This window comes from Pseudomonas syringae group sp. J248-6 (genome assembly GCF_032586995.1).
Lineage (GTDB): Bacteria > Pseudomonadota > Gammaproteobacteria > Pseudomonadales > Pseudomonadaceae > Aquipseudomonas > Aquipseudomonas amygdali.
Genome location: NZ_JAWHOP010000010.1, coordinates 178,977 through 199,276, shown reverse-complemented (window position 1 = coordinate 199,276; position 20,300 = coordinate 178,977). Strand labels below are relative to the sequence as shown.

23 protein-coding genes are annotated in these 20,300 nt (G+C 58.2%); 16 read left to right on the top strand and 7 right to left on the bottom strand.

Features of this window, described 5'->3' with window-relative positions:
• Window positions 1-24 precede the first annotated feature (24 nt).
• Window positions 25-1,362 carry a DEAD/DEAH box helicase gene (locus tag RYC17_RS15410; protein ID WP_002554408.1) on the top strand — a complete coding sequence of 446 codons (1,338 nt, stop codon included), beginning with the start codon at window positions 25-27 and terminating at the stop codon, window positions 1,360-1,362.
• Window positions 1,363-1,554: 192 nt separating this feature from the next.
• Complete coding sequence (locus RYC17_RS15405; RefSeq protein ID WP_058400127.1) at window positions 1,555-1,857, top strand: hypothetical protein; 303 nt, start codon at window positions 1,555-1,557, stop codon at window positions 1,855-1,857.
• Between the two features lie 376 nt (window positions 1,858-2,233).
• On the opposite strand, the gene RYC17_RS15400 is transcribed toward RYC17_RS15405, so the two are convergent.
• From RYC17_RS15400 to RYC17_RS15385, 4 genes are all read right to left on the bottom strand, one after another.
• Entirely contained in the window at window positions 2,234-3,097 is an 864-nt protein-coding gene (locus RYC17_RS15400; RefSeq protein WP_002554406.1) for a DUF6279 family lipoprotein, read from the bottom strand.
• A gap of 69 nt (window positions 3,098-3,166) precedes the next feature.
• Window positions 3,167-3,895: a TorF family putative porin gene (locus tag RYC17_RS15395; protein WP_005734007.1), complete on the bottom strand. Its 729-nt coding sequence runs from the start codon at window positions 3,893-3,895 to the stop codon at window positions 3,167-3,169.
• Between the two features lie 144 nt (window positions 3,896-4,039).
• Complete coding sequence (locus tag RYC17_RS15390; RefSeq protein ID WP_004657591.1) at window positions 4,040-4,552, bottom strand: hypothetical protein; 513 nt, start codon at window positions 4,550-4,552, stop codon at window positions 4,040-4,042.
• Between the two features lie 167 nt (window positions 4,553-4,719).
• Window positions 4,720-4,908: a hypothetical protein gene (locus tag RYC17_RS15385; RefSeq protein ID WP_002554403.1), complete on the bottom strand. Its 189-nt coding sequence runs from the start codon at window positions 4,906-4,908 to the stop codon at window positions 4,720-4,722.
• A gap of 306 nt (window positions 4,909-5,214) precedes the next feature.
• Between RYC17_RS15385 and RYC17_RS15380 the strand changes: the two genes are divergently transcribed.
• Together RYC17_RS15380 and RYC17_RS15375 are read left to right on the top strand one after the other, a co-directional pair.
• Window positions 5,215-6,051: a S1 RNA-binding domain-containing protein gene (locus tag RYC17_RS15380; protein WP_002554402.1), complete on the top strand. Its 837-nt coding sequence runs from the start codon at window positions 5,215-5,217 to the stop codon at window positions 6,049-6,051.
• A 38-nt stretch (window positions 6,052-6,089) separates the two neighbouring features.
• A complete protein-coding gene (locus tag RYC17_RS15375; protein WP_058400129.1) occupies window positions 6,090-6,491 on the top strand; it encodes a DUF2177 family protein in 402 nt (133 codons plus the stop codon).
• Window positions 6,492-6,569: 78 nt separating this feature from the next.
• Here the strand turns inward: RYC17_RS15375 and RYC17_RS15370 are convergent, their stop codons facing one another.
• Window positions 6,570-6,950: a hypothetical protein gene (locus RYC17_RS15370; protein ID WP_058400191.1), complete on the bottom strand. Its 381-nt coding sequence runs from the start codon at window positions 6,948-6,950 to the stop codon at window positions 6,570-6,572.
• A gap of 244 nt (window positions 6,951-7,194) precedes the next feature.
• Here RYC17_RS15370 and RYC17_RS15365 point away from each other — a divergent pair, with 244 nt between their 5' ends.
• The 3 genes from RYC17_RS15365 (at window position 7,195) to def (ending at window position 9,168) form a co-directional block, all read left to right on the top strand.
• Window positions 7,195-7,386: a CsbD family protein gene (locus tag RYC17_RS15365; RefSeq protein WP_002554399.1), complete on the top strand. Its 192-nt coding sequence runs from the start codon at window positions 7,195-7,197 to the stop codon at window positions 7,384-7,386.
• 226 nt (window positions 7,387-7,612) lie between these two features.
• A complete protein-coding gene (locus tag RYC17_RS15360) occupies window positions 7,613-8,581 on the top strand; it encodes a YihY/virulence factor BrkB family protein (RefSeq protein WP_058400130.1) in 969 nt (322 codons plus the stop codon).
• A gap of 47 nt (window positions 8,582-8,628) precedes the next feature.
• Window positions 8,629-9,168, top strand: coding sequence for a peptide deformylase (def, locus tag RYC17_RS15355; RefSeq protein WP_058400131.1), 540 nt, complete (start codon window positions 8,629-8,631; stop codon window positions 9,166-9,168).
• 24 nt (window positions 9,169-9,192) lie between these two features.
• Here def and RYC17_RS15350 read toward each other — a convergent pair whose 3' ends face one another.
• Window positions 9,193-9,603, bottom strand: a complete 411-nt coding sequence (locus tag RYC17_RS15350) for a GNAT family N-acetyltransferase (protein WP_316903645.1) — start codon at window positions 9,601-9,603, stop codon at window positions 9,193-9,195.
• 121 nt (window positions 9,604-9,724) lie between these two features.
• On the opposite strand from RYC17_RS15350, the gene RYC17_RS15345 reads away from it, so the two are divergent.
• The 8 genes from RYC17_RS15345 (at window position 9,725) to RYC17_RS15310 (ending at window position 17,268) form a co-directional block, all read left to right on the top strand.
• Window positions 9,725-10,738, top strand: a complete 1,014-nt coding sequence (locus RYC17_RS15345; RefSeq protein ID WP_058408495.1) for an ABC transporter substrate-binding protein — start codon at window positions 9,725-9,727, stop codon at window positions 10,736-10,738.
• A gap of 134 nt (window positions 10,739-10,872) precedes the next feature.
• Window positions 10,873-11,373, top strand: a complete 501-nt coding sequence (locus RYC17_RS15340) for a hypothetical protein (protein ID WP_058400134.1) — start codon at window positions 10,873-10,875, stop codon at window positions 11,371-11,373.
• Window positions 11,374-11,401: 28 nt separating this feature from the next.
• On the top strand, window positions 11,402-11,839 hold the full coding sequence (locus RYC17_RS15335; RefSeq protein ID WP_058408494.1) for a nucleoside deaminase: 438 nt from the start codon (window positions 11,402-11,404) through the stop codon (window positions 11,837-11,839).
• 338 nt (window positions 11,840-12,177) lie between these two features.
• Window positions 12,178-12,999 (top strand): alpha/beta fold hydrolase, encoded by an 822-nt coding sequence (locus tag RYC17_RS15330; RefSeq protein WP_058400136.1) that lies wholly within the window; start codon window positions 12,178-12,180, stop codon window positions 12,997-12,999.
• A complete protein-coding gene (locus RYC17_RS15325) occupies window positions 12,989-14,164 on the top strand; it encodes a PAS domain-containing sensor histidine kinase (RefSeq protein WP_316890854.1) in 1,176 nt (391 codons plus the stop codon). Before RYC17_RS15330 ends, RYC17_RS15325 begins: the two co-directional genes overlap by 11 nt.
• 115 nt (window positions 14,165-14,279) lie before the next feature.
• Entirely contained in the window at window positions 14,280-15,473 is a 1,194-nt protein-coding gene (locus RYC17_RS15320; RefSeq protein ID WP_058400138.1) for a GAF domain-containing sensor histidine kinase, read from the top strand.
• A 248-nt stretch (window positions 15,474-15,721) separates the two neighbouring features.
• A complete protein-coding gene (locus RYC17_RS15315) occupies window positions 15,722-16,042 on the top strand; it encodes a hypothetical protein (protein WP_058400139.1) in 321 nt (106 codons plus the stop codon).
• 62 nt (window positions 16,043-16,104) lie between these two features.
• On the top strand, window positions 16,105-17,268 hold the full coding sequence (locus RYC17_RS15310) for a PQQ-dependent sugar dehydrogenase (protein WP_058400140.1): 1,164 nt from the start codon (window positions 16,105-16,107) through the stop codon (window positions 17,266-17,268).
• Window positions 17,269-17,360: 92 nt separating this feature from the next.
• Here RYC17_RS15310 and RYC17_RS15305 read toward each other — a convergent pair whose 3' ends face one another.
• On the bottom strand, window positions 17,361-17,669 hold the full coding sequence (locus RYC17_RS15305) for a PepSY domain-containing protein (protein ID WP_004657615.1): 309 nt from the start codon (window positions 17,667-17,669) through the stop codon (window positions 17,361-17,363).
• A gap of 301 nt (window positions 17,670-17,970) precedes the next feature.
• Here RYC17_RS15305 and RYC17_RS15300 point away from each other — a divergent pair, with 301 nt between their 5' ends.
• On the top strand, window positions 17,971-20,145 hold the full coding sequence (locus tag RYC17_RS15300; protein ID WP_058400141.1) for a TonB-dependent siderophore receptor: 2,175 nt from the start codon (window positions 17,971-17,973) through the stop codon (window positions 20,143-20,145).
• Window positions 20,146-20,300 lie beyond the last annotated feature (155 nt).

The following is a 20,300-nucleotide window of genomic DNA, read 5'->3' as shown; positions in this document are numbered from 1 at the left end:
TTGTTTTTCGTCGAGGTAGCACCCGTGTTTTCCGAATTCGCCCTGCACGAACGCCTGCTTAAAGCTGTGGCCGAGCTTAAATTTGTCGAGCCTACGCCTGTGCAGGCGGCCGCCATTCCGCTCGCACTGCAAGGGCGCGACCTGCGGGTGACTGCGCAAACCGGTAGCGGCAAGACCGCGGCATTTGTGCTGCCGATCCTCAACCGCCTGATCGGCCCGGCCAAGGTCCGTGTCGATATCCGTGCGGTGATCCTGCTTCCTACCCGTGAGCTGGCTCAGCAGACGCTCAAGGAAGTCGAGCGCTTCTCGCAGTTCACTTTCGTCAAGGCCGGTTTGATCACTGGTGGCGAGGACTTCAAGGTTCAGGCCGCCATGCTGCGCAAGGTGCCGGACATTCTGATCGGCACGCCGGGGCGTCTGCTGGAGCAGCTGAACGCTGGCAACCTCGACCTCAAGCACGTTGAAGTGCTGGTGCTGGACGAAGCCGACCGCATGCTGGACATGGGCTTCTCTGAAGATGTCGAGCGTCTGGCTGGCGAATGTGCAGGTCGCGAGCAGACCATGCTGTTCTCCGCAACTACCGGTGGTGCCGGCCTGCGGGAAATGATCGGCAAGGTGCTCAAGGATCCGCAGCATCTGCAAGTGAACAGCGTCAGTGAGCTGGCTTCCGGCACACGCCACCAGATCATCACCGCCGACCACAATGTGCACAAAGAGCAGGTCCTCAACTGGCTGCTGGCCAACGAGACTTACCAGAAAGCCATTATCTTCACCAATACCAAGGCGATGGCCGATCGGTTGTACGGCCGTCTGGTTGCACTGGAATATAAAGCGTTCGTACTGCACGGCGACAAGGACCAGAAGGACCGCAAGGCAGCCATCGACCGTCTGAAGCAGGGCGGTGCCAAGATCATGGTCGCGACCGATGTGGCGGCTCGCGGTCTTGATGTTGAAGGTCTGGACATGGTGATCAACTTCGACATGCCGCGCAGCGGTGACGATTACGTCCACCGCGTCGGCCGTACAGGCCGTGCGGGTAGCGACGGTCTGGCGATCTCGCTGATCTGTCATGGCGACTGGAACCTGATGTCGAGCGTCGAGCGCTACCTCAAGCAGAGCTTTGAGCGTCGTGTCATCAAGGAAGTCAAAGGCACCTACGGCGGGCCGAAGAAGGTCAAGGCATCGGGCAAGGCTGTAGGCGTGAAGAAGAAAAAGACTGACGCCAAGGGCGACAAGAAAAAGACAGCGGCCAAGGGGCCGACCAAGCGCAAGACGGTCAACCGTCCCAAGTCCGATCTGGTCAGCCAGGACGGCATGGCGCCGCTGAAAAAACGCAGCACCCCGGCCCCGGCTGCCGAGTGATTGCCATGATCGCTCCCGCGCAGGCGGGAGCGGTCAGCTTCTCCTCAGTCTGACCCGTGCAGACAGCCCCCGTTATACCTTCCGGCAGCTTCTCTGAACCGCGACAAACCCCGCAGGTCACATTTTCTGAGTCGTATGCCTGTGGCTGGATGCCATGGGCGATCAATCCATGCTGGACGGAGGTTTAGAAAAATGACTTACAACTGGGACCTTATCGAGCGTTTGTTGCACGAAGTGCAGAACGACGGCACCAAATCGACAGCCACTGAGTTTGAGACACTGCTTAATCGCGGCTTCGTCGAACCTCGTCCTGGCGAGGAGGGCGGTGATGGCTCGAGTTACATGCTGACGAAGCGCGGCGCAAGCCTGCTTTCTTTGATCGACAGCAGCATTCCGGGAAATGATCACCCACGGCAGGTACTGAATGAGCAGGCAGGCGACCCGCTTGACCCCGCGCTCTTCGACACCATCGCTAAAAAGCCACAGATTGCCTGATACCCGAGATGCTCTGCGTGCCGATTCAACACCGGACGCAGAGCGTCCCGAACGGCATGCGACGCGGAGCGTCGCACGATAGTTGTGGTGAGATGGCTATCGTTCCGCACGCTCTCGCGTGGGAGTGCCCAGGGTGACGCTCCGCGTCACGATTTTGCACCGCACACGCATGTCTGGGCGCAGAGCATGGGCGCGTTAGCTGCTGATCGTTCCTCACGCTCCCGTGTGGGAATGCCTTGGGTGACGCTCCGCGTCACGATTTTGCGCCGTATCGCGCAATCAAGACAGGACGCAGAGCGTCCGGAAAGGCATGCCCACGCGGAGCATGGGCACGATAGCAGGAGGGCGTGGGCGCGATGGTGGGAGTGCTATCGGATCACTGTTGTGACTTCAGGCAATCCAGATCAGTGAAGTCCTTGCGCATGTCGGCGATGCGGCTCAGCAGTTTTGCACGCTGTTCCGGTGTGCTCATGGCGGTAACGTCGACAATCAGCGATATCGCCGCTTTCTCGGTCTGGTCATAGGCCTTGCGATATTCGGGCGTCCAGAAGGTCTCACGGTCTTGCAACAGTGCGGCGATGCGCTGCGGGAAATCGCTGGCCTGACGCTGTTGCACAGTAGCCAGAAACAGGTTCTGCCAGCGAGTACGGTTTTCAATCCACGCCTTGTTTTGCTCGCCAAGCGAGGCGGACCAGGCCTGAATTCGATCTTTCTGCGCCTGATTCAGCTTGCCGATCCACGGCGTCAGGCGTTTTTGCATGCGGTCGGCGCGCTCGGCAACCTGGCGTTCCAGTGGTTGCTCAAGGTATTTGTTTTCACGTTTGCGCTGATCCTTGGCGAACGACTCCTGCATCTCCTGCACTTGCTTGTCATCAAAGCGCGAGAGCAATTCCACAGCAGACGGGGTAATTTCCTTCGATATTTTCGCTATCGCCTCTTTGGCTTCGCGAGTGCGGGCCTCCAGCCCCTCGTACGTCACCTGGTCGGTTTTGACCATGTCCTCAAGCTTGTCCAGCCAGGTCAGATACTCCGGCAACTGGGTACTGCAATGCCAGCTCAAGTGTTGCTTGAGCCGCACATCCAGCCAGCTTTTCTGTTCCGAGTTCATGTCCAGGTAGTCGCTGAGCGTCCACGGGATGATGACGTCGAGATTGCGATACGCCAGTCCAACCTGATTGCATCCTGCAAGCAGCGCAACGGTCATCAACAGGGTGATGAGGGCTTTGAATAAAGACTGCATGACAACTCCTTGGCGTACTGACGTGCAGTAGAGGAGTGTAGCGTCTGGCAGTTCAACCGGTTTGAGCCTTTAAAAGAACGAGCGCACCGCTTTGAGCGTAAACGTCCCTTCACAGCGAGCGTTGTGGCCGCTGTAGACACTGCAATCGCCGCCGCTCAGGCTTGAGCCGCTGTAGATGAGGTTCATGTCAATGCCCAGCCAGGGGCGTGACAGGTTCAGCGACCAGTCGTTGAAACCGTTGATCAACCCGCCGTCGGCGGAAGATTGCGGGGTATCAAACTGATGATTGGCGTACTGCATGCGCACGCCCACACCCAGTTGCTCGATAGCCCCCAGGTCGACAAATACCGTGCTGTCGCGTGTGCCGACATCGTTACTGAATGCTGCGCCGATGCGGCTGTTTCGCATGCGCAGTCCGGCGTAGAACTCGTGACTGTCGATCTGGCTGGTATCGGGGTAACTGTAACGAATCATCCCCAGTTCGTAGCCCAGAGTATTATCGAAGGGTTTCTTGAAGCCCATGTAGGAGTCGAGTTCCATCCCGGAATCGGAAGCAAAACCCATGTTAGGTGCCCACTGGCCGAAGTAGAAGCCGCTCTCGTGGGTCAGGTCCAGCCCGCCATGAAAGGAGCCCGAGCCGCCGCTCGGCGTCACCAGGCCTTGCGCCATGCTGCGCGTGGGCGTAGTTGCCAGTTTCAGGTCGAAATCGCCCAAGTCCCGCTCCAGAACCTGGGCAGAGACGGACTGACAGACAAGCATGGCGCTGAAAGACAGCACATGTAAGCGATGGCTGAGCATGGCTCACTCCTTGATCTGCGAGGAGTGTGGTCAGGGATGGCGTATCGAAAATGGCTCAAGAGCCGACACAAGCCGCGAGCTAGAGCCTCGCAAGGATACCGTTGAAATTGGCCGAGGGCGCACCGTTCGTCGATCCGTTGTGTGTCAGTTAGCCGCAGTGGTGCGCGCCGAGGGGATGACCAGGCCGCGAATCACTACCAAAGCCTGTTGAAACGACGGGTAGCCGCTCTTGGCGACGTCCAGTTGGGAGTACTCGGCCTGGTAACGTTCAGCAAGCTTCGGGTCGCTGACGCTCAGCTGTTGCGAGAGCAGGGCGATGGCCAGTGGATGCTTGTGTTTTGCCGCAGTCTGCAGCAGCTCGATAATCTGTTTTTGATCGGCCTGCTGGCGGATCAACAGTACGGCCTGATAGAACTCGGCTTCGCCTGATGCGTCGTCAAGTGCGGCACGGCGCAACATGGCTTCGGCCAGTTCGTAGTTTTCGCGGTCGTCTTCGCTGATCAGCAACTTGGCCTGGAGCATGTCGTTCTGATAAAGCAGATGCCCCGCCCGGCATGGGCTGTCGGTTAGCTGGCTGTCATTGGGACCGTTTTCGCAGTGGTGCGATGCGCAGCCGCCAAGATAGACAAGTGCGCCGAAAAGCATCCAGTTCTTCATTCGAGCATTCCACAAAGGAGATAACGTCCAGAGCGTGATCCAGCTCGTGGTCATAGTGATATCAGAGGAGAGAGTAGCAGCGTGACCGGAAGAATATCCAGCGGAGGATCGTCAATCTAGCGCCTTGAGCGTCAAGGCGCATAGAGATCGACAGGCAGGGCGCGGTTTTACTTTTTACCGAGATTGATCTGCTTGGAAGGTGCGAAGGTCTGGCCACTCACGCCTTTGGCAATTTGCTGGATTTCACCGCCGGACTTCAGGAAAGCTGCAATCTGCGCGTTGATCGAATCGCTCGTTTCAACGGCTGGGGCGGGTTTGGCTTTCGAGTGGGATGCTTTGATACGCATGGCTGCCATTTACCTTCATAAACGTAATACGGCCAGCCAGAGTACAGGAAACGCTTGATTATTGCTTGGCAAATATGGCATTCGCCCGAGGTCGGCCGTTTGGCGGAGCTGCCTGGACTCCGCGTGGTTTAAATCTAACGCTCTGTTTTAAAAGGCAAGTTTCTGGCTGGTAGCCTTTGTGCTGCCCGAGCGTGTCAAGCCGTATCGATCGGGGAAACTGACGAGTGGAAGCCATGTCGGCACCTTCTGCCACGCGGCGCGAACCCGGCGTTAAAGTCGGGTAGAATGCCGCCCACGCAATGAGGGTATCTGGAAATGGCTTTAATCGGGCGCTACAACAGCTTGCAAATCGTCAAGCACACGAACTTCGGTCTGTATCTGGACGGTGCGCAGGATGGTGAAATCCTTCTGCCCAATCGGTACATCCCCAAGGATATTCCTACTGAAGATGAAGACTGGCTCAATGTGTTCATCTATCTGGACAGCGAAGACAAGCTGATCGCCACCACTGAAAAACCCAAAGTGCAGGTCGGTGAGTTTGCCAGCCTCAAGGTGGTTGAAGTCAACAGCATCGGCGTGTTCCTCGACTGGGGCCTGCCCAAGGACCTGTTGCTGCCGTACTCCGAAGAGAAGCGTACCTTGCAGGCCGGTGAATACTGTGTGGTTCATGTTTACCTCGATAAGCACACGCGGCGCATCACCGCCACCGCGCGCCTGGATCGCTATCTGGACAAAACCCCGGCCAGTTACAGCGTCGGCCAGGAGGTTGACCTGCTGGTCGCCGAAGCGACCGATATGGGTTTCAAGGCGATTATCAACAACAAGCATTGGGGCTTGATTCACAAGAACGAAGTGTTCAAGTTCATGCGCGCCGGCAAGCAGGAAAAGGGCTACATCAAGGAAATCCGTGCCGACGGCAATATCAGCCTGAGCCTGCAGCCGGTGGGCGCAGAAGCAGCGAGCAGCCTGAATTCGAAAATTCTCTCAAAGCTGCGTGAGAACAACGGTACATTGCCAGTCAGCGACAAAAGCGATCCGCAGGTCATCAGCGGCCTGTTTGGGGTCAGCAAAGGTAACTTCAAGAAAGCTATCGGTGCGTTGTACAAACAGGGGCAGATCGTGATTCACGCTGACCGTATCGACCTGGTCTGATATATCGCCCGGGCCCGGAATTTCATCAAGGACGTCCCATGAAAAGAATACTCACCGCTTACCTCGGCACGTTACTGGCGTTTCTGATCCTCGACGGGTTGTGGCTGGGCGTGCTCATGGGGCCGACCTACCGTGAATGGCTCGGGCCGCTGATGCTTGCCACGCCCGTGGCAGGACCTGCAATAGCGTTCTATCTGCTCTACGGGGCAGGCGTTGTGGTTTTCGGCGTAATGCCCGCGGTCAGGGAGCAGCGACTGAGCCGTGCGACCTTGTTCAGTGGCCTGCTGGGGCTGGTTGCCTACGGCACTTATGACCTGACCAACTGGGCCACCTTGCAGGGCTGGCCTGCGCAACTGGCGCTGGTGGACCTTGCGTGGGGCACGGTGGTATCGGCATTGGCCGGGACGGCGGGGTATCTGGCGGTGCGTCGGTTTACGTGAAGCGGCAGGCCGGGATGAGGTTGCCGATTGGCAACTTTCATCCCGAGCCGTGCGGGAACGTGGCGACTGCTGGTGCAGCTATTTTTGCAAGAAGGCGGCAAAACCCAGGTTGCTGCCCTTGGGGCGCATGTCCTTGAGGAATGAATCCTTGTCGGCGCTCAGCTCCAGACTGACGGTCGGCTTGCGTTTGTCCGCATTGCGCACTTCAAGGCCTTCCATGTGATCACGCATGAATACCGTGGTCACTTTCAGGTGCAGCAACTGGTCGGTTTCAGGTGTGTGCAGCAGCAAGTGCAGCCATTCGTACTGACCAACTTGCAGGCGCGGTACAGGCAGGTCGAACCACCAGATGTTTCTTTTTCGGTCCAGCACGGCGAAGTGCGTGTTATTGACGCCGAGCACCGCGCCGCCCAGGTCCTGGTTTCTGCGTGCAATGGCCAGCTTTTTATCAAGTTTCATAACGTTCCTGTGAATCGGTTTGTTCAGCGTGTCGGCCCTGCCGGACAACAGTGGCGCGCATTCTCGCACAAACTTCGATGCAAACTCGCCGTCGGCGGGCGAAAAGCGCGCCATTGCAAATGGCAGACGAGCGGCATCAGCCGGCCAGAAAATAGTTGAAACTCTTCGCAACAGGCGCAGGTCAACCGTTTTGTCGAGTACGACATCCGATTCCAGCGCGGTCTTCAGACCCAGGAGATTCACGATGAGCAGCACCAGCGATAAAGCCAAAGGTATGGCCAACGAAGCAGTTGGTAACGTCAAGCAGGCTGTTGGCAAGGCTACCGACAACACCAAACTGCGGGCTGAAGGCAAGGCGCAAGAGCTGAAAGGCGAAGGCCAGCAAGCCAAAGGTAAAGCCAAGGACGCGATCAAGAAGGGCGTGGACAAGGCTTGAGTCGAGTGGTCCCGGCGCTTTCATGCCGGGATCAGGCAAGACTGATAACGGCCATCCACGGATGGCCGTTATGCTTTCTGCTCTGCGGGACTGAAACCTTTCACGACCTGTCCAGTCAATGTGCCATCGGTATTCGCATCTCAGCGCCACATGCGGGACACTGCATGCATGAAGTACCGGTTTTCAGGATGTGAGGTTTTCCAGTAAGGGAGCGAGAGGAAGCGCCATGATTTTCCCCCATTTGCGTCAACTGCCAGTTGGTAAAGTGCTGTTGCGCACCGTCAACGAGTTCCTCGACGACGAGATGTCGACCTATGCTTCGGCACTGGCTTATCAGATGCTGTTCTCTCTGTTTCCGTTTCTGTTGTTTCTGATCGCATTGATCGGCTTTCTGCACCTGCCGGACTTTTTTTCCTGGTTGCGGCTGCAATCGGAATTCCTCCTGCCGCCCCAGGCGCTCGAGCAGGTCAACCCGGTCATCGACCAGTTGCAACAGTCCAAGGGTGGCTTGCTGTCCATCGGTATCGTGATCGCGCTATGGACCGCCTCGGCGGGTGTGCGCCTGATGATGAGTGCCATGAACGCTGCATACGACGTGGTCGAAGGGCGGCCTATCTGGAAGCGCCTCCCGCTTTCGATCCTGTACACCGTAGGCATTGCCGGCATGTTGCTCGCGGCAGCGGCTTTCATGGTACTGGGGCCGCAAGTGATGAACTGGATTGCAGCCCAGATCGGCATGGAAGACTTCATCGTGACGCTGTGGACCATCCTGCGCTGGCCGGCGATCATCATTCTGCTGATGGTTGCGGTGGCGTTGATCTATTACGTGATGCCTGACGTCAAACAGGAGTTTCGCTTTATTACCCCAGGTTCGGTGCTGGCGGTGGTGGTATGGATCGTTGCTTCACTGGCCTTCGGTTTTTACGTCAAGACCTTTGCCGATTACAACGCCATGTACGGCAGTATCGGCGCGATCATTGTCCTGCTGCTGTACTTTTACATTTCGGCTGCCGTGCTGTTGCTTGGGGCTGAAATGAATGCGGTGATCGAGCATATGTCCGCCGAAGGCAAGGACGCAGGCGAGAAGGAAGCAGGCGACGGGCTGGGCGAGGAAAGCAGCGAAACAGGCAAACAGCATGTTTCCGGTCTGGGCCGCGATCACTCGGTGCCACTGCAGAAGGCTGACGAAACCTGATCGCGTTCTGTGGCAAGATTGCTTTTTAGGCAAGGAACAACGCAGCCATGATCCGTAGCATCCTGAAAATGGGCGATGAGCGCCTGTTGCGCATCGCCCCTCCGGTGCCCGCAGACATGTTCGGCAGCAGCGAACTCAATACGCTGATTGCCGACATGTTCGAGACCATGCACAGCGTGGGCGGTGTGGGCCTTGCCGCACCGCAGATCGGCATTGATCTGCAACTGGTCATTTTCGGTTTCGAGCGCAGTGAGCGCTACCCTCAGGCCGAGGCTGTCCCTCAGACCATCCTGCTTAACCCGCTGATTACCCCGTTGAACCCGAGCCTGGAAGAAGGTTGGGAAGGGTGTCTGTCGGTGCCGGGGTTACGGGGTATGGTGAATCGTTACCAGAGCATTCGCTATGAAGGTTTCGACCCTGATGGCCAGCCGATCGAGCGTGTTGCCCATGGGTTTCATGCGCGGGTCGTGCAGCATGAGTGCGACCATCTGATTGGTCGTCTCTACCCGTCGCGCATTACCGACTTCAGCAAGTTCGGCTTCATGGACGTAATGTTCCCGGACATGGACCCCAATGCCGATGAATGATCGTCTAACCGCTCTGCAAAACCGTCAGGCTTCCCGACAAAGCGCAATCAGCGGTTTGCTGCGGCTGTAGCGCATGAATTTCTCGCCAAGGGTGTGTGGCAGACGTTGTGCTGTCTCAAACCCGGCGAGCTGGTAAAACCCCAGCAAATCCGGATGGCAGAACAGCCACACCGGCCCGTTCAGCGGCTGCAGCGCTGCGTCGATCAAGCTTCGCGCCACTGTTTTCCCGCGCATGGAGGGCGCCACGAACAGCCCGGTCAGCCAATGCCCCTCAGCGACGGGCGTCAGGCACAAGGCGCCGATGATTTCTGCCTCCTTTGCCACCCACGCCTGCCCCTTGCTGGCCGCGCGCATTGACGACTGGTGCTCACGGTAAAACTTGCCCAACAGCGGGCGGCACGCATCGGGTAACGGGTAAAAGCGGATTTCAGACATCGCGGACGGGCTCGGAACGTGGGCTTCGCATCATACAGAGGCTAAAGCCGTCACAACTAATCGCTACGGGCTGCTGTCGATAGGTTCAGACCCGTTTTTTCCCGCGCCATTTGAGGTGAGCATGAAATCGATAACACGACTGTTGGGCTGTTCACTTCTGGCGCTGGGGCTGCTTGGGCAGACAGCAGGGGCGGCTGAAAAAAACGCGCCTATCCAGTTCGGTGCGCTCACCTGGGAAAGTGGCAGCCTGATCACCGAGGTGCTGCGTACCATCGTCGAGAAAGGCTATGGCTACCGTACTGATACCTTGCCCGGCAGCACCGTCAGTCTGGAAACTGCGCTGGCGAAAAATGACATTCAGGTGATCGCTGAAGAGTGGACAGGACGCAGCCCGGTGTGGGTCAAGGCTGAAGCTGACGGTAAGGTGCTCGGCCTGGGCAACATCGTCAAAGGCGCGACTGAAGGCTGGTGGGTGCCTGAGTACGTAATCAAGGGCGATGCCGCCAAAGGCATCAAACCAGTAGCGCCCGATCTGAAGTCTGTCGCTGACCTGGCGCGCTACAAGGACGTTTTCAAAGACCCTGAATCGCCCGACAAGGGCCGTTTTCTGAACAGCCCGAGCGGCTGGACCTCGGAGATCGTCAACACCCAGAAGCTCAAGGCTTATGGCTTGACAGACAGCTTCGTCAACTTTCGCACCGGCTCGGGCGCAGCGCTGGACGCTGAAGTCGCATCGGCCATCCGCCGTGGCAAGCCAGTGCTGTTCTATTACTGGTCACCCACACCCTTGCTGGGCAAGTACAAGCTGATCAAGCTGGAAGAGCCCGCTTTCGATGCAGAAGCCTGGAAAACCCTGACCGATGCCAGCAACCCCAACCCGCGTGGCACTTCTTCGCTGGCGGCGACGCTGTCTATCGGTGTGTCGGCAGAATTCAGCAAGCAATACCCTGAGCTGGTGAGTGTCTTCAAAAACGTCGATTTTCCGATTGATCTGCTCAACCGGACACTGGGTGAAATGAGTGACAAACATGAGGACCCCAGCGTCGCCGCCGCCAGGTTCCTCAAGCAGCACCCCGAGGTCTGGAAAGCCTGGTTGCCAGCCGATGTTGCCGCCAAAGTCAGTCACAGCCTTTGACCGTTGCGCTGCAAGGATCATGGACGTGGCATAGCTGATAACGTCATCAATGGCCGGTATACGACGTGCCGGGTGGTAAAGCCCTGCCGAGCTGTTAAGTTCAGGGCTCAGTCAATTCATGCTCAGGAGGAGCCATGGCTGATCACATCCAGGGCTCGCGAGGTGCGTGGCAGACCTGTCTGGCGCTTATGGCTTGCCTGTGCCTGGACGCGATGCACCCGGTCAACGCCGAAGAAGCGGATGACATGGCGCTGGCGTTGGTGGAACAGCGAAATCTGGGCGAAGGTCTGGCCTGGCTGGGTTATCAGGTCGCCTCGCGCACAGCGACGTTTGCCGGTATCGTGCAGGCAATTGGCAAGACCGAAGCTCAGGAACTGGTGCAAAAAGAGTTGCAGCGCCTGCAACCTGAGTATCAAGCGCAATGGGACCGCAATCTGGCAGCGGCCTATGCCCATTCATTTACGGCCGAGGAATTGCGCTCGCTCAATCAGGGCGAGGACTCGCCTTCCCTGGTGAGCAGATTCAGAGCCAGAAACACCCAGGTCAGCGCCGACATGAAAGCCCGGTCCTCGGAGCTGCTGGGACAATTCGTAAGTCGTGCGCTGGGCAACGCTCAGGCAGCACTGCAACGCTGACATCCATTCGATGATATGAGGCAAAACCATGGACGCATTCATGCAGGCTGCAATCGATGAGGCACAACTAGGGCTGAAGGAAGGTGGAATCCCCATCGGTTCGGTCATTGTTCACGATGGCAAGATCATTGGTCGGGGGCATAACCGCCGTGTGCAAGAGGGCAGTGCAACCAAGCACGGCGAAATGGATGCTCTCGAAAACGCCGGCCGCCAACCGGCCAGCGTATACCGTGATGCGGTGCTCTATACCACGCTGTCTCCTTGTGCGATGTGCAGCGGAGCTATCCTGCTTTACGGCATTCGCAAGGTGATCGTCGGCGAGAACCAGTCGTTCATGGGCGAGGAGGAACTGCTACGCTCGCGTGGCGTGCAGATCGAGGTGCTTGATAACCAGGATTGCAAGCACATGATGCAGGGCTTCATCGCCAGCAAGCCTGAGTTGTGGAACGAAGATATCGGCGAGTAAGGGGGGGTTAAACCTCCAGGTCATGAGCCCGAGAACGGGCTCGTGCCAGTGCAATTGACACAATAGTCATCGCGATACTTGCCTGCCGTGCCAATGCTCTGCGTTGACATGCCTTTGGTGACGTTCTGCGTCACACATCCTCAGCCTGCGAGGCAGCGCGCTTAGCCGACGCTCAGGCCTCAATGGCCCGATCCTGATCATCGATCAATAATCTTCTTCCGCCCCGGACTTAAAGTGCTGTTTGTGCCACTAGTGTGCCTTTAACGGTGATAATCTCCTCTCATCATCATTACGGTATGCACAACAGGCCGTGTGCCTGATTATTTTCGGAGCCCGATATGTCGGTCCAACAGCGCAATAACGTCAATATCGTGGGCGACGGACCGACCACCCTGATTTTTGCTCATGGATTCGGCTGCGATCAGCACATGTGGCGCTTCATGGCTCCGCACTTTGCCGAACGCTTCAAGGTTGTGCTGTTCGACCTGGTTGGCAGCGGAGACTCTGACGTATCGGCCTGGTACCCGCACAAATATGCGTCGCTCAAGGGCTACGCAAGCGACTTGCTGGAACTGGTCGACGAGTTCGCCGGAAACGGCCCGGTTGTGCATGTCGGTCATTCGGTCAGTTGCATGATTGCAGTGCTTGCCGAGCTTCAGTCGCCCGGCCGGTTCGCCGGTCATATCATGGTGGGTCCATCGCCCCATTACCTCAACGACGGTGATTACGTGGGCGGCTTCACTCGCGCCGATGTCGACTCGTTGCTTGAGACGCTGGAAAGCAATTACCTGGGCTGGTCGAGCACCATGGCACCGACACTCATGGGGGCCTCTGACCGGCCTGAACTGGGTGAAGAACTCGCCAGCAGCTTCTGTCGTACCAACGCCGAGATCGCCAGGCAGTTTGCCCGCGTGACCTTCCTTTCCGACCATCGTGCCGATGTCGCGAAACTCAAAAGCAAGACGCTGATCATGCAAAGCAGTGACGATCTGGTGGTGCCGGTGCAGGTTGGCGAGTACCTGCACCGTGTCATTGCCGACAGCACCCTGCACATGATCGACAACGTGGGGCATTACCCGCACATGAGCGCGCCGCAGGAATGCATAACCGCCATGAATCAGTTTCTGGCGTCTTACGAGAGCGCTGCACATGACGGTTGAACAGGTGAGTCTGCCAGTGACAGAAGACCTGTACGAACATGCGGCCTGCGGTCTGTTGGTTACCTTGCCCAATGGCACCATTGAGCGTGCCAACCTGACGTTCTGCCGTTGGCTGGGCCTTGGGCGTGAAGCTGTTCTGGGTCGCCGCTTTCAGGACCTGTTGAATCTGGCAGGCAAAGTCTTCCTGCAAACCCACTGGGCACCGCTCTTGCAAACTCAGGGGTCAATTGCCGAGGTCAAGGTCGAATTGATTCATGCCGATGGCCGCGCCATCCCCATGATGCTCAATGCCGTGCGCCGCGAGCATCCGACCGGGGTTTTGCATGAAGTGGCCGTGTTCATGGCCGAGGAGCGCAACAAGTACGAACGCGAACTGCTTGCCGCGCGCAAGATCGCCGAAGAGCTGTTGCAGCAACAAATGGCTGTTCAGACAGAACTTACCTCGGCACGCAATCGCCTGCGTCTGGCTCACGCCGAGGCGGAAATACGGGCCATTTTTGCCGAGCAGATGATTGGCATCGTCAGCCACGACCTGCGCAACCCGCTGGCGGCGATCAAAATGGCGGCCGGGCTGCTGGAGCGCACGCAACTGGAGTCTCGCCAAGAACGAATCCTCGGGCACATCCATCACTCCACTGACCGGGCTGACCGCATGATTGTGGATCTGCTGGATTTTACCCATGCCCGCGTCGGCAGCGGTATTGCCGTGGTGCCTCAGGCTATCGATCTGCACGCGGTTGTCGCCCGGGGCGTCGAAGAGCTGCGCCAGGTTTTCCCGCACAGAGTGCTGACGCATCGCAGCGAGGGGCAGGGTGCGTGCTCGGCGGATCCGGATCGTCTGCTGCAAATGCTTGGCAATCTGGTGAGCAACGCCATCAACTATGGCACGGACGGCAGCGAGGTTTTGATCACGTCGTCCTTCGATACCTGGCTGATCAAGCTGTCGGTGCACAACGTCGGCGAACCGATACCCATGGAGAAAGTGGACGACCTGTACGAACCCGTCGTACGGGTGGTCAGTGACAGTGACGAAACCCGCACAGTCGGGCTCGGCCTGTTCATCGTTCGCGAGATCGTTCGAGCCCATCTGGGTGAGGTGACGGTTCGCTCTTCGGCTGAGGAGGGTACGACGTTCACCGTAGCCTTCCCGCGCCCTCCTGCGTGAATGAGCGTACGGCCAGGTTTCTTCGGCCAACGTGGCGTATTCACGGGTGCACAACGATCGTTACAGACCTAAACTAAACGCTGCGCCATTACCTCAAGGCTGATACAGGTTCTCCATGCGGCAATCCATTTCAAATGATGTAGCCAAGATCAGCCGGATCAGCGCGGTTCCGGCCATCCTGCAAGTCATCACCGAATCCACCGGCCTGGGTTTTGCCGCCGTGGCGCGTGTCACCGAAAGTACCTGGATGGCCTGCGCGGTTCTGGACAAGCTGGATTTTGGTTTGAAACCCGGCGGCGAGCTGGAACTGAGCAGCACAATCTGCCACGAGATTCGCAGCTCCCACAAGGCTGTGGTGATTGATCATGTCGCTGAGGATCCGCTGTTTTGTGAGCACCATACGCCGCGTTTATACAACTTCCAGAGCTACATATCGGTGCCGATCTTCCTCTCCAATGGCACCTTTTTCGGCACTATCTGTGCGCTGGACCCCAAGCCCGCCAAGCTGACCGGTACACCCATCGAGGCGATGATGGCGTCGTTTGCGCGTCTTCTGGCACTGCAGATCGAGGCCGAGGAAAACCTGCAGCAAGTGCGTGAAGACCTTCTGGCCGAGCGTGAGGTGGCAGAGCTGCGCGAGCAGTTCATCGCCGTTCTGGGGCACGACCTGCGCAACCCTTTGTTTGCCATCAATGCCAGTGCCGAATTGCTGCTGCGTCGGCCACTGGATGAAAAGGCCCTGCAAGTCGTGCAACACATCCTGACGTCTGGCAAACGCGCCTCGCAACTGGTCGACGACGTGCTCGACTTTGCCCGTGGCCGCATGGGGCATGGTATTCCGCTGAGCATGCACGATGCGCACGGGCTGGATGAAACGCTTGAACATGTTGTGTCAGAGATACGCCGCGTTCACCCGTCCCGGCTGATCAGATCGGATATAACGGCGCTGGAGCGTATTCGCTGCGACCACGAGCGGATCGCGCAATTGCTGTCCAATCTGGTGTCCAACGCGATCAGTCACGGTGATCCCCAAAGCCCGGTCGAGGTGACGGCGGGTGTGCGCGGTGATCTGTTTCTGCTCAGCGTTACCAATCAGGGCGAGCCGATACCCGAGTCCGTTCGTTCGCAGTTGTTCCTGCCTTACTCACGGCCAATCACCGACGAGCCGCAAGCCGGGCTAGGCCTGGGGCTCTATATCGCCAGCGAGATAGCCCTGGCGCATGGCGGTACGCTTGAAGTGTGCTCGACACAAGAGCAGGGCACTGTCTTCACCTTCAGCATGCCTTTGAAGTCGGCGAAGTCGGCGTAGTTACGCCCGTAAAACACGACGTGCGATTGCATGACCTGGGCGCAGCGCTTCCTTGCCTTGCGCCAGGGCCGAGCCTGCGTGGCGTCGCGCATGGCTGAAGGTATGCGCTTTGAACATCCTTGTTACAAACTCTCACACCGCTATGCTTGCTCATCGACACTGTCGGGTCGAACCTGAGGCCTGGGCTGCCGTCAAAGGCCTGAGTCTTCACGGTTACCCCGCAGTTTCACCTTTGCCAAGAGGTAGTGATGAACAGTTTTTTGCGCAATCTTGTAGGGGGCGTGCTGATCGCGTCATGTGGCATCGGTGCTGTTCAGGCGCAGACACTGCCAAACAGCACACTCAACAACGGCGCCAGCAGCAACCCCTATAACAGCCCGATCAAGCGCTCCAACCCCAACAGCCGTCAGGGCACCGAGTCAATCACGCCCCGCGCGCCCGGCTCCAATATTGCGCCGCCTGTGCGCAGGCCTACGCTGGAGAACGGCGGTATCGGCAACGGCTACCCCACGCGCCAGAATGCTCCGCGTCCCTCTACGCCGACAACCGACCCCAGCCGCGCCAATTGAATCTTCAACCCTGCGAGCCCGTTTCACCGCGGGACGTCGACTCAATGCATAAGGAAACGCTCATGCTTAGAAAAACCCTGATCGCCACATGGTGTACCGCTGCCATTTTGAGCCTGCCGCTGACGGCAGGCGCCGCCCCGGAAACCTACAAAAGCGAACAAGGCACCGTCACGGTCACCCCGGTTGCCGAAGGTCTGGATCACCCATGGGCACTGGCATTTCTGCCTGACAAGCAGGGCATTCTGGTGACGGAGCGTTCCGGCAACCTGCGTATCGTGTCGGCGGATGGCAAATTATCCGAGCCGCTTTCCGGTGTGCCGCAAGTCTGGGCAAAAAAGCAGGGTGGTCTGCTCGACGTCGTGCTTTCCCCGGACTTCGCCAAGGACCGCATGGTGTATCTGACCTACTCCGAAGGCAGTGGCAAGACCGCCGCCGAGGGTGATACTGCGGGTACTGCGGCAGGGCGAGGCCGTCTATCCAAAGACCTGACCAGGCTGGAAGATTTTGAAGTCATCTTCCGTCAGCAACCAAAACTATCGGTGGGCAACCACTTCGGCGCGCGGATGGTATTCGATCGCGACGGTTACCTGTTTATCGCGCTGGGCGAGAACAACGATCGTCCCACTGCGCAAGACCTGGACAAGCTGCAAGGCAAGATCGTACGTATCTACCCGGATGGCAGCGTGCCGAAAGACAACCCTTTTGTCGGGCAGAAAAACGTCCGGCCCGAGATCTGGTCCTACGGCCATCGCAACCAGCAGGGCGCAGCGCTCAACCCGTGGACCGGTACGTTGTGGACCAACGAGCATGGGCCCAAGGGCGGCGATGAATTGAACATCATCGAGCGTGGCCAGAATTATGGCTGGCCGATTGCGACCCACGGTATCAATTATTCGGGCGAGCCGATTCCGGAAGCCAAAGGCAAGTTTGTCGAAGGCACAAAAGTACCGTTTCAGGTCTGGGAAGTGTCACCGGGCATCAGCGGTATGGCGTTCTATGACCACAGCCTGTTCAAGGCGTGGGATCACAATCTGTTCATCGGCGCGCTGGCCACTGAGGAATTGATCAGGCTGCAATTTGATGGCGACAAGATCGTTCATGAAGAACGGCTGTTGAAAGGCATGAAACAGCGGATACGCGATGTGCGTCAGGGGCCGGACGGTTACTTGTATTTGTTGACGGATGAAGACAAGGGGAAGTTACTGAAAGTCGGGTTGGCTCAGTAATAACCTGTTAAACCTTTGGAAAAGAAAACTCCCACAATGTAGTGGGAGTTTTCTTATTGTTTCTCGGTGCGATGACTGTTAGTGCAGTCGGATCAGTTATCCTTTGCGTCACGTACCACTTCGCCCGTCTTGGCATCGACGTCGTAGTTCCATTCCACACCCTTGGCGTCTTTCAGTTCGATCTTATAGACCAGGCGGCCGTCGCGTTCTTTTTCCAGCTCGGTATCGTGGACCGTGAAGCCTGTGTGCTTGGCAACGGCCTGCTTGTTGAACTGTTCAAAGTCACCCAATGCCTGAGACTTGTAAAGGCGGATCACTTCATCGGGACCAACGTCGGCCTGGGCGGCACCTGCAACAGCAGTGAGGGCAACAGCGGCGAAGACGGCAGGCATAAGTTTCATAGGGTATTCCTTTCTGATTGATCTGTTTCAATGGATTCGTGACACGCTGATTGGTTCAGCGGTTTTGTTGAATTCAGATTAGCCACACTTACTTAATTCACGCTTAATTATTCCGGTGCGCTACGTTTTTTGCGGTGGCTTCTTTCCCCTGATACGTAAGTAGAGTTTTTCCGCGTCATTCGTTTACCGGCAGACCGTCACGTAAAGGTTGAAAAAAAACGGCAGTGAACGTAAAAGGTTGGCCCCCTGCCGGAAGGTGCATCGCGTCTGTCCAGGCACCTGTCCTTGCGGAGTCTGATCGATGAGTACGCCCTACCGACCTGCCATGCGTCATGCCTGGCGATTGTTACCGTTGGGCATGGCTGTTGCCTCGCCGCTAATGGCTGCGGATCCGCTCACTCTGGACGCGGTCAACGTGACCGGGTTCAGCGAACAGGAAGGTGCCAGCGACTATAAAGCTGGTCGGGCGTCGATTTACGGGTTTGATCAGGCTTCGCTGCTGGACACGCCTGCCTCGGTTTCAGTGTTCAGCGAAGCGCTGATCAAGGACCGTCAGGCAAAACTGCTGAGTGACGTGCTGCGCAACGATGCCTCGGTCGGCGACGGCTATGCGCCGGTAGGCTATTACGAAAACTTTGTGGTGCGCGGCTTCTCGTTGAACGCGGCCAACAGTTATCGCATCAACGGCCGCAGCATTGCCGGCGAGCAGAACGTGGCGCTGGAGAACAAGCAGCAGGTCGAGTTGCTCAAGGGGCTGTCCGGCTTGCAGAGCGGCGTTTCAGAGCCCGGTGGTGTCATCAACTACCAGACCAAGCGCGCGCAGGATGTTCGCTCGGTAACGGTATCTACCAACGAACACGGCGAGCGCTACCTCGCGACCGATGTCGGCGGCTGGTTCGGCAGCGAACAGCAGTTCGGGCTGCGCGCCAACCTGGCCCATGAAGACATTCGCTCGTACGTCGAGCACGCCGATGGTCAGCGTGATTTCGCCTCGTTGGCCTTCGACTGGAACATCAGCGAGCGCGCCTTGCTGCAACTCGACATCGAGTATCAGAGCAAAGAGCAGCGCTCGGTGCCCGGTTATCAATTGCTCGGCGGCACGGTGCTGCCTCACGACGCCTCGCCACGCAAGCTGCTGGGCTATCAAAACTGGTCCAACCCGGTGGGCATCGACTCGCTGAACATGAACGGGCGTTTCGAATACCGGTTCAACGACAGCTGGAAGGGCAGCCTGAGTGCGTCGCGCAGTCGCGTGGTCATTGATGACTACAGCGCCTTTGCATGGGGCTGTTACGGCTCGGCCAGTTGCGCAGCCGAAGCGGTGCCCAACCACTTCAGCGCCGAGGGTGGCTACGACATCTACGACTTCCGCAGCCCGGACGACACGCGGCGTAATGATGAGGTCGAAGCGGCCATGTCCGGTACATTCACTACCGGATCACTGGGGCACGAGCTGACCTTCGGCACCAGCGCCTACCGCCGCACCGTCGATACGCGCGGGACCTTCAATGAATTCGTCGGCTCGGGCACGATCAACGAGTCGCCTGAATCGGTGGCACCGTCGCCTATGACGCTGCCACATACCGAGCGCCGTCTGGACAGCCGTCAGTACGGGCTGTTCATCACCGACCGGATCAGTTTCAACGAGCACTGGCAAACCGTGCTGGGCGGGCGCGGGGTGCGGCTTGATGAACAGGCGTTCAACGAGGACGGCAGCGATGCGCGACACACCGAGCGCTATGTGTTCCTACCGCAGGCGGCGCTGATCTACAAGCCGGTGGACAACGTTTCGCTCTACACCAGCTACAGCAAGGGCCTGTCGCTGGGCGGGACGGCGGCCTGGTTCACCACAAATGCCAGTGAAATACTTGCGCCCACCGTGTCTCGGCAACTGGAAGCCGGCATCAAGTATGACTGGCAGCGTATAAGCCTGACGGCAGCAGTGTTTCAGGCCCGCCAGGCCTACCAGTATTCCAGACCCAACGATGACGGCACGTTTACCTACGTCCAGCAGGGCGAGCAGAAGAACACCGGCCTGGAACTGGGGGCGAGTGGCTGGGTGACCGACCGCCTGCAGATATCCGCCAGTGCGGCGGCCATCCGGGCGCGGGTCGAAGGCAGCGGCACCGAGGCCTATGACGATCATCAGGCCCTTAACGTGCCCAGATACCGTGGCACCCTGCAAGCCGACTACAGCCTGCCGGTGCCCGGGCTCGCCTTACTCGGCGGGATGCAGTACAGCGCCAGCAAGTACGCTGACCGTGAAGGCTCCGTGCAGGTCAATGACTACACACTGTTCAACATCGGCAGCCGTTACAGCACCCGAATCAGCGGCTACGACACGGTCCTGCGCCTGACCGTCGACAACCTCTTCGACAAACGCTACTGGCGTGATGCCGGGGAGTATCTGGGTGACGACTACCTATTCATGGGCGCACCCAGAACGGCGAGATTGTCGGCCACCGTCAACTTTTAGTGGACGGGCTCTACTGCACGTAGCGTTGGCACGATCGTCGGGATTCTCGTTCCACACGCTCCAGCGTGGGAGTGCAGTTCACGACGCTCTGCGTCGTCAAGAGGACGCGGAGCGTCCAGAAACGGCATGCGACGCGGAGCGCCGCACGATAGTTG